Annotated in this window: 7 protein-coding genes; all 7 read right to left on the bottom strand. The window is 68.5% G+C overall.

Annotated features, from left to right (window positions below):
* Positions 1-91: 91 nt before the first annotated feature.
* Positions 92-2,335, bottom strand: coding sequence for a glycoside hydrolase family 3 N-terminal domain-containing protein (locus GQ464_RS17395; protein WP_166976500.1), 2,244 nt, complete (start codon positions 2,333-2,335; stop codon positions 92-94).
* Between the two features lie 27 nt (positions 2,336-2,362).
* Complete coding sequence (locus tag GQ464_RS17390) at positions 2,363-3,259, bottom strand: formylglycine-generating enzyme family protein (RefSeq protein WP_166976501.1); 897 nt, start codon at positions 3,257-3,259, stop codon at positions 2,363-2,365.
* Between the two features lie 44 nt (positions 3,260-3,303).
* Positions 3,304-4,752 carry a glucoamylase family protein gene (locus GQ464_RS17385; RefSeq protein ID WP_166976502.1) on the bottom strand — a complete coding sequence of 483 codons (1,449 nt, stop codon included), beginning with the start codon at positions 4,750-4,752 and terminating at the stop codon, positions 3,304-3,306.
* 46 nt (positions 4,753-4,798) lie between these two features.
* The gene (locus GQ464_RS17380) at positions 4,799-6,652 is read right to left on the bottom strand and encodes a glucoamylase family protein (RefSeq protein ID WP_228350407.1); all 1,854 of its coding nucleotides are present in this window, start codon (positions 6,650-6,652) and stop codon (positions 4,799-4,801) included.
* A gap of 272 nt (positions 6,653-6,924) precedes the next feature.
* On the bottom strand, positions 6,925-7,959 hold the full coding sequence (locus GQ464_RS17375; RefSeq protein ID WP_228350406.1) for a PorV/PorQ family protein: 1,035 nt from the start codon (positions 7,957-7,959) through the stop codon (positions 6,925-6,927).
* A gap of 92 nt (positions 7,960-8,051) precedes the next feature.
* Positions 8,052-11,348, bottom strand: coding sequence for a fibronectin type III domain-containing protein (locus tag GQ464_RS17370; RefSeq protein ID WP_166976504.1), 3,297 nt, complete (start codon positions 11,346-11,348; stop codon positions 8,052-8,054).
* A gap of 103 nt (positions 11,349-11,451) precedes the next feature.
* Complete coding sequence (locus GQ464_RS17365; protein ID WP_166976505.1) at positions 11,452-14,172, bottom strand: TonB-dependent receptor; 2,721 nt, start codon at positions 14,170-14,172, stop codon at positions 11,452-11,454.
* Between the last annotated feature and the right edge of the window lie 108 nt (positions 14,173-14,280).

Genomic DNA, 14,280 nt, shown 5'->3' with positions numbered 1-14,280 from the left:
GAGCAGGACCGTCAGCAGGCTGTATCGTCGCATTCGTTGCATGTTCACTCCATGTTTCTGGTCGCCAGATACCTGAACGGCTCCCTCATTGTCATTGCACCTCGAACCGCGTCTGGATGACGTTCTCCGAGCTACCGCCGGCATAGACGGTGAAGAAGCCCGGCTCGATGACGGGCTGCATGGCCTGGTCGTAGAAGGTCATGTCCTGCGGGCCGAGCGTGAAGGTGACCGTCTTCGTCTGGCCCGGCGCCAGGGTGATCCGCTCGAAGCCCCGCAGCTGCTTCACGGGCCGGGTCACGCTGGCCACCTCATCCCGAAGATACAACTGGACGACCTCGTCGCCCGTGCGATCACCCGTGTTGGTCACGTCCACCGAGACGGTGACCGTCTCGCCCGCACGGATGACCGGCCGGTCCACCCGCACATTGGCGTAGGCGAAGGTGGTGTAGCTCAGGCCATGCCCGAAAGGATAGAGCGGGGTCCACGGCACGTCGATGTATTTCGACGTGTACTTGTTGTTCGGGTCGGGCGGGCGGCCCGTGTTCTTGTGGTTGTAATAGATCGGCACCTGGCCGACGGTGCGGGGGAAGGTCACGGGCAGCTTCCCGCTCGGGCTGACGTCGCCGAAGAGGACGTCGGCCACGGCATGGCCCGCCTCGACGCCGGGGAACCAGGCCATCAGGATGGCCGGCACATGCGCATCGAGCCAGGTCACGGAGAGGGGCCGCCCGCCGATGAGCACGGCCACGACGGGCTTGCCGGTGGCGTGGACCGCCTGCGCCAGTTCCCGCTGCACGCCGGGGAGGTCGAGCGAGGTGCGGTTGTGCGCCTCGGCGCTCATGTCGTGGTGCTCGCCGAGGACGAGGACGACGGCATCCGCCTCGCGGGCCACCCGTACGGCCTCGTCGAAGCCGCTGCGGTCGTCGCCTTCAATGGTGGCCCCTTTCGCGTAGAGGATACGAGTACCAGGCGCCACGGCCTCCCGGATGCCCTGAAGGATCGTGACGGCGTCCTCGGCTCGTCCGGCGGCAGCCCACCCGCCGAGCATCTCGCGGGGCGCATCGGCCAGGGGACCGATGACGGCCAGCGTCCCCACAGTGCGGTCCAGCGGCAACACGCCGCCCTCATTTTTCAGGAGCACGAGCGACTTCTGCGCCATCGCGCGCGCGGCCTGCCGGTGGGCCGGGGTGAGCGTGAGCGCCTGCTCCCGCGCCGGGTCGCTGTACCGGTACGGGTCCTCGAAGAGGCCCAGGCGGTATTTGGCCCGGAGCACACGCCGCACCGCCTCGTCCACGACGGCCTCGTCCAGCCGTCCGGCCCGCACCTCGGCCGGCAGGTCGTCCACATAGATGCCGCTGACCATGTCCACGTCGACACCGGCCGTCAGGGCCAGCCGCCCGGCCTCGGCCCGGTCGGCGGCGACGCCGTGCGGGATCAGCTCCAGCACGCCCGTGTAGTCGCTCACGACGAGGCCGCCGAAGCCCCACTCGCGGCGCAGCACGTCGTCGAGCAGGAACGTGCTGGCGTGCGCCGGCACACCGTTGACTTCGTTGAAGGCCGCCATGATCGTCTCGACGCCCGCCTCGACGGCCGCCTGAAAAGGTGGCAGGTAGATCTCGCGGAGGGTGCGCTCCGAGAGGTCGGCGATGTTGTAGTCCCGCCCCCCCTCGGCGGCGCCGTAGGCGGCGAAGTGCTTGGCGCAGGCGAGCATCGTGGCGGGGTCGCGCAGGTCGGCGCCCTGGAAGCCGCGGACGCGGGCTGCCGCCATCTGTGCCCCCAGGTACGGGTCCTCCCCGCTCCCCTCGACGATCCGCCCCCACCGGGGATCACGGGCCACATCGACCATGGGCGCAAACGTCCAGTGCAGCCCGTGGGCCGTCGCCTCGACGGCGGCGATGCGGGCCGCCTCCTCGACGGCCGTCACATCCCACGTGGCCGCCTCGGCCAGCGGCACGGGAAAAATCGTGCGGAACCCGTGGATCACGTCATGCGCGAAAAGCAGCGGGATGCCCAGGCGCGATTCCTCGACGGCCAGCCGCTGCATCTCGCGCGTGTACGCGGCGCCGTAGACACCCAGGAACGACCCGACCCGGCCGGCCCGTATCTCGGCCTCGCCCCCCTCGGGCACCTTGGGTCCCGTGTCGCTCCAGCGGCCCCGGTACTGTGCCAGCTGGCCCAGCTTCTCTTCGAGCGTCATCAGCGAAAGGACGGAATCGACGAAGGCCGCCTCCCGCGGGTCGGCCACCGGCTGCGCCAGCCCCCCGGGCGGGAGGACCGACACCCAGGCCAGCCAGAGGCCCATCAGGCAAAGGAGCGTCTTGTGCATCGTTCGCATGGTGATTACAGGGTAAGAGGCTTCGGTTCACAGGTCTTTCGCGCACCGGAAGCCCACGTGAAAGTGGGAGGATTCCGGGGTGGAATGGCTGCGGGCCGAGACGCGGTAACCATGGCAGTAGTCCGCGTGGCAGAGGAACGAGCCGCCCCGCTGCACCTTCTCGGACGTCGCGTCCGGGGTGAACGGGCGGTCGCGCTCGGCGTAGGGGCGGAACCAGTCTGCCGTCCATTCCCACACGTTGCCCGCCATGTCCATCAGGCCGAGCTCGGACGTGCCGAAGGCACCCACGGGGGAGGTCAACAGGAAGCCGTCCTCTCCCGTGTTGACGAAGGGGAACGTGCCCTGCCAGGTGTTGGCCTCGTAGCGCCCGCCTGCCCCGAAGGTCGTGCCCCAGACGTACGGCCCCGGCGCGTTGCGCCCCCCGCGGGCGGCATGTTCCCATTCCACCTCCGTGGGCAGTCGCCGGCCGGCCCAGGCGCAATACGCCACGGCGTCGTACCAGGAGACGTGCGTCACCGGGTGGTCGTCCGGGGCGGGCGCCGCGACCGGACCGAGCGGATGATGCCAGGTAGCCCCTTCGTGCAGCGTCCACGTCTTCGTCGCCGGGTCGAGCACGGCCGAGTTGCCGAAGCGCTCGGCGTCGGTCACGTGGCCGGTGGCCTCCACGAATGCCCGGAACTGCGCGACCGTCACCGGATGCACGTCGAGAAAGAACGGAGCGACCACCGCGTCGAAGGAGGGCGCCTCGTCGGGTAAGCCGTCGTCCGAGCCGATACGGGTCGTGCCGCCGGGAACGTACACCATCCCTTCGGGTACCTCCGCCTGCACGGCCTCGAAGGCCGGCGTGCCCGGCGCCTCGGCCCGGCATCCCGCCAGGCTCACCGCCAGCAGCACCACCGCACCGTATGCCGCATACGTGCTCATCCGGCTACCCGGTCGGTCAAGCAGCTCTATGTTCGCTGGCCCGTTCACGCCCCGGCACCCGCCTCCCCGGTGCACCGCCCCTCGAGCCAGCCACCGCGAAATCCGGCCCGGCAGAGCCCCCGGACGATGTAGGGGCTCTTCTTCATCGTCTCCCACACGAGCTCCGAACGGAAGTTTTCGAGCATGAGCAGGATCGGCCCCTGGTCGATGCCGAGTTGCTGGCCGTCGAACCACCCGTACTCGGGATCGACGACGCCGAACTCCGTCTCGGCCTCGAAGGTGAAGGTCGGGTTGAACGCGTCGACGAAGCCGTACTCGTTGTAGACGCGGTCGCCGTAGCGGTCGCGCATGGCCTTGAGGGCGGCCAGGGTCACATCCGGCGCAAAGGGGACGGAGCCACCGGCCGCCGTCGGCGCGATGGTGCCGTCGTCGTTGATGTGACGCAGGCTGGCGCCGCGGGCCCAGTAGCGATGGAAACGCACCGAGTCCCCGTTGACGACGAACGTGGCGCCGGCCGGCCCGTCGCAGGCCGTCAGCCCCCAGATGTTTTCGCCATAATCGCGGAACCCGCGCGGGTTGTCGATGGCGTAGGCCCGCTGTGAGAGTGTCGCCCGGCGCGAGTTCTCGAAGTAGTCGATCCCCTTCTCGCGCATGTAGTCGTCGAAGATGCCGCGATAGTCGATCCAGACGTGGCTGTACTGGTGCCCGAAGAGCGGGCTGAACTGGACGTGCTCGTAGCCATAGAAGTCGCCCCAGAGGTAGGTGCTCGTCCAGGCGTCCCACACGTCGGGCGCGATGGGGTGTGTGGGCGAGCCGAGGGCGAGGATGTACAGGATCATCGCCTCGTTGTAGCCCTCATAGGCGGCCCTCCCGAAGCCCCTCTCGGGGTGCCAGCCCATCGTGATCAGCGGGGCCCTGTCGCGCTGAAACCACGGCCACTCGACGCGCCGGTAGAGCGAGTCGGCATAGGCCCGGATGGCGGCCTCGGTGGGGTCGTCGCGGTCGAAGTAGGCCTGGGCGAAGAGGACGCCGGCCATGAGCAGGGCCGTGTCGATCGTCGAGAGCTCCGTGGTGCGGAAGCGCTCGCCCGTCTCCATGTCGAGGAAGTGGTAGAAAAAACCACGATATCCGGCCCGGCCCGCCGGCTCAGGTCCCTGTGGCGCCTCCCAGAAAAAGCGCAGGGTGGTGAGCGTCCGCTCGGCGGCTTCCTGCCGGGAGACGTACCCCCGCTCGACGCCGACGCCGTAGGCCGTCAACCCGAAGCCCACGGCGGCAATGCTCGAAAAGGGCGGCTCGGGGGCGCGGTCCGGCACCAGCCCGTTGGCCGGGTTCGTCGTTTCCCAGAACCACCGGAACGTGCGGGCCGAGAGGTCTTCGACGAAGGGGTCGTCGCGCAGGCCGGCCGTCTCCGAGGACGCCCGGCGCTCCGTGTCACAGGCTGCGTTGAGGCAGGAGAACGCCAGAAGAGCCAGCGTAACAAAGCGTGTTTTCATGGGCGGTTTCGTTTGTCGGTAGGCGATACGATCCGGGCTCCGGCCGTCAGTAGACGACCAGCTTGCCCGTTGCGCGGGCGGTGCCGGCCGTGAGCGTGTAGACGTACACCCCGGCAGGCAGGCCCGCGACGTCGAGGGCGGCCTCGTGCCGGCCGGCCGGGCGCGCTCCGTCGACCAGCGTGGCGACCGTTCGGCCGAGGAGGTCATGTACCCGCAGCCTGACATGGGCCGGGACGGCCAGCGTGAACGGGATCACGGCGCGCGTCGTCGCCGGGCTGGGGTAGGCCGGCAGGAGCCGCGTGCCGCCGGGCGCCTCCGGGGACGGGGCCTGCCCGGTGGACACCGGCGTGAAGCCGGCCCGTTCGAGGCCGCGCTGCACGGCCTCGTGCTGCATGAACACGTCCCAGACCCGCCCGGTGCGGTGGTTCTCGATCATGAGCACGATCGGCCCCTGGTCGATGCCCAGATGGTCGGTGGCAAACCACCCCCGCGTGGGGTTGAGCGCGTCGCGGAAGCCGTAGCGTCCCCACAGCCGGGTCCGGTAGGTGTCGTACAGGTGCCGGAGGGTGGGAAGCACCACCTCCGGCGCGAACGGCATCGAGCCGCCGGCAGCCGTCGGCGTGAGGGTGCCGTCGTCGTTCTGGGCCGGAGGTGCTCCCCGTGCCCGGTAGCCGTCCGGACCGTCCGAAGCGGTCAGACCCCAGGCATGCTCGCCGTACCCGGCGAACCCGTTCGGGTTGTCGATGGCGTACGCCCGGTTGGCCAGCGTCGCCCGGCGCGAGTTTTCGAAGTAGTCGATCCCCTTCGCCCGCATATAGGCATCCCGTATTCCCCGAAAGTCGATCCAGACGTGGCTGTACTGGTGCCCGAAGAGCGGCGGGAAGACCACGAACGAATAGCCGTAATGGGTCGCCCACGTGTACGTGCTCGTCCAGGCCGTCCAGGCTTCGGGGCCGACGGCGTGCGTGGGCGAGCCGAGGGCGAGGAGGTACAGGATCATCGCCTCGTTGTAGCCGCCCCAGTCCCAGGGCAGGAAGCCGGTCTCGGGCTTCCACCCGTGGGCGATGCGCGGGCCGCGCACCTGCATCCAGTCCCACTCCACCCGCTCGTAGAGCGAATCCGCCAGGGCCCGGATGGCGACCTCGTCGGGATCGTCCCCGTCGAAGTACTGACGGACGTGCAGGATGCCGGCCATGAGCAGGGCCGTGTCGATCGTCGAGAGCTCCGTGGTCCCGGCGCGGCGGCCCGTCTCCATGTCGAGGAAATGATAATAGAAACCGCGGTACCCGGTGGCGTCGGGCCCGGGACCGTGCGGGCTGTTCCAGAAAAACTCGAGCGTGGTGCGCACGCGCGTGCGCCCGGCTTCGCGGCTGATCCAGCCCCGGTCGATCCCCACGGTCAGCGCCGAGAGGCCGAAGCCGACGGCGGCGATGCTGGAGGCCGAAGTGGAGGTGTTTCGGTCCCGGATGAGGCCGTTCTCGGGGTTAGCCTCGTACCAGAAATAGTCGAAAGCCGTCTGGGCGACGAGGTCGAGGAAAGCGTCGTCGTCGAGCACGTCCGGGCGTGCCGCGGCGGTGTTGGAGTCGGTGCTTTCACGGTCCGCCGTGTCGACGGCGCGAACCCGGTAGTAATAGGTGGTGCCGTTCTCCACGTCGAAGTCGACGAAGTGGGGATGGAGAAACACGGCGGGGACGGGCTGCTCGAACGGCCCGCCGGGCGCGGGGGCGCGGTAGACCCGGTAGCCCTTCAGGTCCGCCGCCGCGACGGTGTCCCAGTGCAGGATCACGCTCCGGTCGCCGGCGCGGGTCACCAGGTTCTCCGGGGCAGACGGCTGTGCGTGCAGCCCGCCGGCCGGGATGAGCCCGCTCACCAGCAACAGTAACCCGAGACGTGACGGCATGAGCCTTCGTGATGAAAGATGAACAAGATGACTTTCCGGCGTGCCACGCCTCCGAAAGCGCATGATGCCGCAGGCCGTGGACACGTAGCCGCGGGCTTCTGCCCGGGCTGCCGGCGGCCGGCCGTGGGGCGCGCCTCCCCCCTCATGCCCTCCCTGCGCATTCACGGTGCACGTTTCTGAACGGAACCGTTGACCGGCCGGTCGACGCTCCCCGAGGCGGGTCGACGCCGCCGGTCCCCGATCCCGCGCACAGCCCCTCCGCAGAGCAGGTATCAGAACGCAAACCCCAGGGTGAACCGCTGCACATCCCCGACGCGGCCGTAGTCGTTCCAGGCATAATCGATGCGGAAGACGTAGCTGGCCACGTCGTACTTGATGCCCATGCCGAGGGTGAGGCCCGTCTCGGCGTCCTGCTGGAACAGATGCTGGTAGCCGCCGCGCAGGGCGAACGTATCCATGAAGAGCCACTCTCCGCCAAAGCTGACGCTGTTGGTGTTGTCGCTCGGCTGGAAGGCATCGACGACGAGGTGCACCGTGTTCTGTGGGGAGAGGTTCAGCGGGAATCCGAGGCCGACGCGAAAGAGGATCGGGAGGGGGAAATCCTCGGTATGGAGCGCGGCCGGCAGGCTGCTGTTGTCTCCGAAGCGGTCCGGGTCCTGGTCGTAGCGGACGCGCAGGTCGCGCCCGTCGAAGACGCCGCGCGTGCCGAAGTTGGACAGGCTGGCGCCCAGGTAGGCCTGGAAGGGCAGCTCGTAGAGCACCCCGAAGTTGAACCCGAGGGCCTGCATCGAGCTGTGCCAGATCGTCTCCTGCACGTAGTTGACCTGCACCCCGGCCGAGAAACGGTCCGTGAGCCGGCGGCTGTACCCCAGGCCCAGCGCCAGGTCCTTCACCGAGAAGCGTTCGCCGGTGCCCAGCGGCTGTTCGACCGTGCGCACATCCATCTCGCCGGAGTTCAGCACCGTCACGGCCAGGTGGAGGGTGTTCAGCTCGCCCAGCCGGACGGCCACGGCCGCATAGTTGTACGTGATGTCCGCCAGCCAGCGGGCATAGGTGAACTGCGCGTCCGAGCCGGGCAGGTGACCGGGCGCAGCCGGGTTGTAGAAGGCCGCCGTGACCTCGTGGAAGTCGGTCACCCCCGCGTTGCCCATGGCCGCCATCCGGGCGCTCGGCTCGATCAGGAGAAACTGCCCGACGGTTGTGCCCGTCTTGCTCTGCGCCCGGACCGTCAGCACCGGCCACAGCAGGATCAGAAAAATCAGGAGCCGCTTCATGTCGCTCAGGCGTTTACCGGATCCGGTCGGCATGGCAGACGGGCATCGTGCAGGTTGAACCTGGACGTGTAACGGATGCTTTCAGCATCACCCGCCGCCCTCTGCCATCTCCCGACCGTTTCCCCCTATTTGATGATCGCAAACTTGCCCACGTAGTCGCCCACGCCGTCGGCCTCAACGTGGAAGATGTAGAGACCGGGCGCCACTTCCAGGTTGTCTTTTGTGCGGAGGTTCCACGGGACCATGCCGGTGGTGGAGCCATCGTGATGGAGGGTCTGCACCAGTTCGCCGCGCAGGGTGTAGATCCGGATGGTGGCCCCGGCGGGGATGGCGCGGAACTCCATCCGGCGCTCGCCGCGTCCGGCGACGGCGAAGCGCTCGGGCTCGAAGCTGGCCGAGGCCACGTACGGGTTGGGCACCACGTAGGGCTTCTCCTCGGCGAACGTCTCGCGGGCCTTCACGGGGTCGATCGTCTCGCCGATCACCTCGAACGTGAAGGCGTCTTCGTGGCCGAAGGGACGCCGGAGCACCAGCTCATAGACATCACCTGCTCCCGGGGGCGTCGCCAGCGGCGGCGGGGTCCGCACGGCGTCCAGCTCGATGCGCCAGGCCGGGCGCTGCCGCGTCGACCCTTCGGCCTCGGGCAGCATCACCTCGATGTACTCGCCCGCGTCGCTGAGGGTAGCATCCCCGTTGACGTCGCGGAAGCGGAAGTCGAACTGCCGCCCCGTCACGGCGCTCTCGATCTTGAAGCGGGCGGGGATGGCCGGCGCCCCGATGGCGGCCAGCGAGGTGTCCAGCGGGCTGTCGGCAAAGGTGACGACGAGGTCCTCGGGGAAGCCGGGCCGCCGCAGGTTGATCGGCAGGGCCGCCACGTAGCGGGCCGTGAACCGGGCCGTGGTGCCGCTCCCCTCCCGGAAGCCGGAGCGCAGGGTGTCCACCTCCACGGTGGCGGGCGTCCGGACGACGGGCAGCAGGCCGGCCCCGACGGGGCCCACGCCCCGCCCCTCCAGGTCGGTGCCCTCCTCGAACAGCACCTCGCCCGTCGTCAGGTCGGTCAGGCTGTACGAGGCGGCCCGGACGCTGTCGGCCGAGCCGTGGAAGTCGAGGCGGAACGTGTGGCCGTCCGGCACGGCCGCCGGGTTGAGGATGCGCACCTCCACGGAGCCGCTCCCCTCCCCTTCGACGTGCGCGATCGAGCCCTCGGCCACACGGGCACCGACGTAGCCGGGCACCGGCGGGTTCGGCCGCACCTCGACGACGTTCTTCGGCAGGATCGTCCCCCCGCGGGGCGTGCGCGAGACCGTGATGGCGTTCTCCGACGGGAAGAACTTGAACTCCTCCGACCCCCGGTCATAGGCCGTGACGGCGTAGTAATACGTCTGGCCGTTGGTGACGGTCGAGTCGGTGAACGTGTGCGTCAGGCCGGTATCCTCCCCGAGCCAGTAGGCGACGCCGTCGACGGTCAGGTTCGAAAAGCCGCGGATGCCGTTGGCCAGGTCGAACTGGGCGATGGGCCGCCCGTTGCCGAAGGGCCCGGTGCCACGGGCGTTCGAGATGACCTGCGCGTCGAGGAAGTTGGGGTCGGTGGCGCGGTAGATCCGGTAGCCCTCGAAGTCGTTCCGGTTCGTGACGGGGTCGACCGAGCGCTCGGCGGCGTTGTCCCACGTCAGCGTGACGAAGCCGTCCCCGGCATAGGCCTGCACCGTCGGCAGGGGCGGCGGCGTGGCAAACTGGTAGTTGGCCGCATAGATGGACTGCACCACCTCGACGGTGGACTCCAGCTCGGTCAGGTCCTGCCCGAAGGCGAGGGCCAGGCTGAAGCGCTCGCGCCGGCCGGCCTCCAGCCGGAACGGCCCCGACGCGAACAGGAAGCCGATGTTGTAGTTGAGCACGAGCGGGTCGTCGAAACGCACGTCCTCGTCGGGATGGGTGAACTGCTCGTAGAGGCGTTTCGGCCACTCCTGTTCGTTCATGAAGAAGACGATGTTGTCCGTCTCGGACGTGGGCGCCCCGGCCCCGGCCCGGATGCGGTTCATCTTGAAGCCCGTCAGCCCGATCATGTCGGACTCGTTGACGTCGGTGCGGTCGAAGTTGGGCTCGCCTTCGGTCGGGATGCCGTCCCGCTCGCCGGTGTCGGCGGGGTTGTCGTCGTCCTCGAAGATGCCGTCGGCGCCGGTGTCGTTGAACTCGGCGACCCAGTCCATGTCCTCGTCGCCGGTCCACCAGACGCCGGCGCGGTAGGCCGGGCGTTCCTCGAGCGGGCCGTAGAACGCCTCGAAGCGGGCCAGGTCGTAGTGGGCCTGCACGTAGGCCCGGATGGCGTCCTGCCCCTCGATGCGCTCACCCGGGCCGCCGTCGCGCCGCTCGTCGGTGATGCCGTCTTCGTCGTTATCCACGCCGTCGAACGGGTTGCCGGGCGTCTCCAGGTAGGCATAGCCCAGGTAGCCGGTCGGGGCACAGTTCGAGCTGAGGCTGACCCCGCGCCCGCCTTTGTCCCACGTGTAGACCAGGTTCAGGCCGAAGTCGCGGTTGTAGAAGGCGTTGTCGTCGTCGGACTCCGGGGTGCCGTCACACGAGACGGCCGACCCGCCGACGCCCGAGTCCATGTAGAGGCCGAAGACGATGTCCTCGTAGTCGGTCGTCCCCTCGTTGACGATGTCGTAGTGCCAGAAGATGACGTTCTGCGCCTGGGGGTTGGCCCACTGGAACCCCCGCACCTCGACGCGCAGGCCCAGCCCCCGGCGCGTGCGGTCGCGGCTGTCCGGGTAAAAGCTCCAGGCGTCGTAGAAGTTGTCGTCCATCACGAAGAAGGACTCCTGGTCGGCGTTGGGGCGCTTGCCGAAGAAGCCGTTCCACGAACCGCACCAGCCGGGATCGTCCGGGTCGTTGACCTTGTCGATCCAGCACTGGCTCGGGTCGACGCCCTCGCGGGGGTTGCCGCTGGCATCGACGGCGCCGGGCCAGGTGCGCGGGTCGTTCGAGAGGGCGATCGAGCGCCCCTTGTTGATGTTCGGGTCGGGCTCGAGGTAGCCGGGGCGCGGCTCGAAGCGCATCACCCGGCCGGAGAAGGGGCTCGTCGCCTGCCGCTCGCGATAGCCCGTCTCCATGATGTAGGCCTCCCGCCCGTTCTCCTGCACGATGCGCGCCAGCACGAACGGGGTGATGCCGTCCGAATAGTTGAGCCCGCTTCCCTTCGGGACCTCCACCGAGTGAAAAATGCTCAGGTCCGGGTTGACCTGGAAATCGCCGACCATCCCGTAGTTGTAGAAGACGGTGCGGATGCGGTTGGCGTCGTGCACGGCGGAGCGCTCGAAGTCGATGCGGCTGCGCAGCTCCGGCGGCACCACCGGCTCCAGCTCCTGCGCCTGTGCCGGCACACCCAGAAACAGCCAGAGGAGAAGGGGGAAAAGGCGCTTCATCTCGCTTCTCTATCGAACAAGGGGTGGTGGTCGGTGGAACGTTCTGATGACCGGTTATCGGCGGTCCGGGAGCGAAACCCGGCCGCCCTCCAGACCAGGCCCTTTACCGGGGCACGACACCGCGCAACGAGATTCCGATCTCGACGCGCCGGGGCGGGTTCAACCGGGCGGGGTTCGGGTTGCGCTGCTGCGCCGGGTTCAGGGTGAAGAACGGGCTGCCCGTGTCCGCATACACGAAGCCGTTGGCAAAGTGCTGGTCGAACAGGTTGAAGACCCGGACGAAGGCGGTCCAGTTGACGGCGCCGACGCGGAAGAACTTCTCCGCCCGGAGGTCGACGGTGACGTAGTCGGGCTTGCGCCCGGAGTTGGCTTCGAGCTCGGCCCCGAAGCCGGTGCTGATGGTGGGCGTGTAGGGCTGGCCGCTGGCATAGCGGACGATGGCCGTGACGGCGAAGTTATCCGGCTGGTACCAGATGAGCGTGCCGTTGAGGGTATGACGCTGGTCCCAGTTGAAGGGCACCTGCCGGGGGCGCGGGTCCTCGCCGGCGGCGGCGCGGTTGGCCGTCTCGCGCGGGTCGCTGCTGTTGCCGGTGGCCACCTGGAGCGTGTAGTCGATCGAGGTGCTCAGCGGCCCCGGCCCGCGCTGGTCGAGCGCCAGCGTGAAGCCGCGCACCCCGCCGAAGTCGACGTTGGTCAGCCGCGCATATTCGGCGGCCGTGTAGGTCTGCACGAACTCGACGCCGAGCAGATCCCGGATGTCCTTGTAGAACAGGCTCAGGTCCAGCCCCAGGAACGGCGTCAACTCGGACTTGAAGCCGAACTCATACTGCGCCGTGAACTCGGGCTTGAGGTCCGGATTGCCCATCACGCCGTAGTCGACGGCGCCGGCCTGCAGGTCCTCGAGCACGGAGTAGTCGGCGTTCGAGAAGATCTGGCCGAGGCCGGGCATCTGGTAGAAGTGCCCGTAGGAGAAGAAGACCGAGGCCCGGTCGAGGATCGGGAACGAGATGCCCAGCCGGGGCGCGAGCGCCAGCTTGACGGAGGTCGGCTTTGGCAGCGACGGCGGCGCCCCGTCGATGCTGTTGGCCGGGTTCTGCAGGTCGCTCGGGATGGTGGCGTTGGCATCGAAGTACTCGAGGCGGAGGCCGACGCGCACGCGCAGGTCGCGCCACTCGATGCGGTCCTGAATGAACGCGGCGCCGCTGACGGGCTCGTAGTGGTTCACCTCGGCCCCGAGCGTGTCGCGGACGACGCCAAGCTGCTGGATACCGTCCACGACGACCTGGTCGACGCGGCCGGGGGTGCCGAAGGAGAGCCGCGCCCGCTGGAGTTCGACGCCCGCCTTGAGCAGATGCGTCTTCGTGGCCTGGCTGGTGACGGTCCCCTTGAACACGAGCGCGTTCGTCCGCTGGACGAACCGGCCCAGGTCCACCCCCTGCACGATGGCGCCCTCTTCGTAGTTGGCGTCGCCGCGCGGCGGGCCGGGTGCCCGGTACGGGGAATCCTCGGGCAACGGGAACTGCTTGCCGGCATCCTCCGGGATCGTCCCGAGATCCTCGTACTTCATGTCCTTGTAGTCGAAGTAGTTCTGGCGCAGGCTCAGCTCGTAGAACAGGCGGTCGCTGAGGGTGTGCGTCCAGTCCAGCCCGTGGACGATGGAAAACTGTTTCGCGGTCTTCTGCCCGTCGGGGTTGAAACGGAAGGCGTGGTTGTAGTTCTGCCGTTCGATGTAGTTGCCGACGGCCTGGTAGCTGAGCTGCACGTTGGGGATCGAGCGGTTGGTGAGCTTGCCCAGCCAGGACCATTGCTTGTCGAAGTCCATCGGGACGATGGCACCGTCCCCGGTGGGGTTGAAGACGCGCTGCTCGAAGTCGTTCCGGTCGGTGGGCCGGAAGCGGCGCTCGCCCATCAGGTGCCCCAGGTCCACGAAGCGCTGGCCGCTCAGGAGGAACGTCGTGCGCGGGGCGAGCGGCAGCGGCCCGCTCAGGCTGGCCTGGTAGTTCTGCCGCGTGGCCGGGTCGATGTCGTCGATATGGGGGAAGAGGGCCACGGTCATCGGCCCTTCGAAGCGGTCCACGATGACCGTCGAGTCGTTGCCGGGGCTGACGTAATCCCCCATGAAGACCTCGGCGGAGAACTCGTAGCGGTCTTCGTCGCCGCTGCGGAGGACGGCGTTGACGACGCCGCTGAGGGCCTGCCCGTACTCGGCGTCGAAGGTGCCGCTGATGACCTGCACCTCCTGTAGCACGGAGCGGTCCAGCGTGAGCGTCGAGGCATTGTTGAAGGGGTTGTTGACCGAGACGCCGTCCACCTGGTACTGTACCTCGCCCAGGCGGCCGCCCCGGAAGTGGCCGTCCACGACGCCCGCCTGCAGGTTGACGATCTCGTCGAGCTGCTGCACGGGCAACACGTCGATGTCCTCCCGCGTCAGCGTCTGGATCGAGCTGGTCAGGGACACATCGACGAGGGGCCGCTCGGCCGTGACGACCACCTCCTCGCCCTGGATGACCTCCTCGCGGAGGGTCACGTCGAGCGTGGTGGTGTTGTTCGAGGTGATGAGCACCCCTTCGACGATCTGGGTCTGATAGCCGACGCTGCTGAAGCGCACGCTGTAGGTGCCCGGCGGGATGCGGATGACGGCATAGTCCCCGTTCAGGTCCGCCGCCGTCCCGAGCCCGGTATCGACGATCAGGACCGTCGCCCCGACGACGGGATCGCCCCGCTCGTCGGTGATACGCCCGGCCAGCTTGCCGGTCTGCGCCCACGCACTGCCCGCCATGGTCCCACACAGCACGAAAAGCAGCCCGATGAACGGACGTCTCACGCGTCCGAAACGCCCTCGCTTCGCCATGATTTTCTTTTTGCGGGTCGACGGGCGACGGTCAATGGCCCGTGACAGGGCGAAAATCCGCACCCGCACCGGCCATTGACC

Source organism: Rhodocaloribacter litoris (assembly GCF_011682235.2).
In the GTDB taxonomy this organism is placed as follows: Bacteria; Bacteroidota; Rhodothermia; order Rhodothermales; family ISCAR-4553; genus Rhodocaloribacter; species Rhodocaloribacter litoris.
Note: the sequence above shows the minus strand (reverse complement) of the source record. Positions and strands in the feature narration are given on the sequence as shown.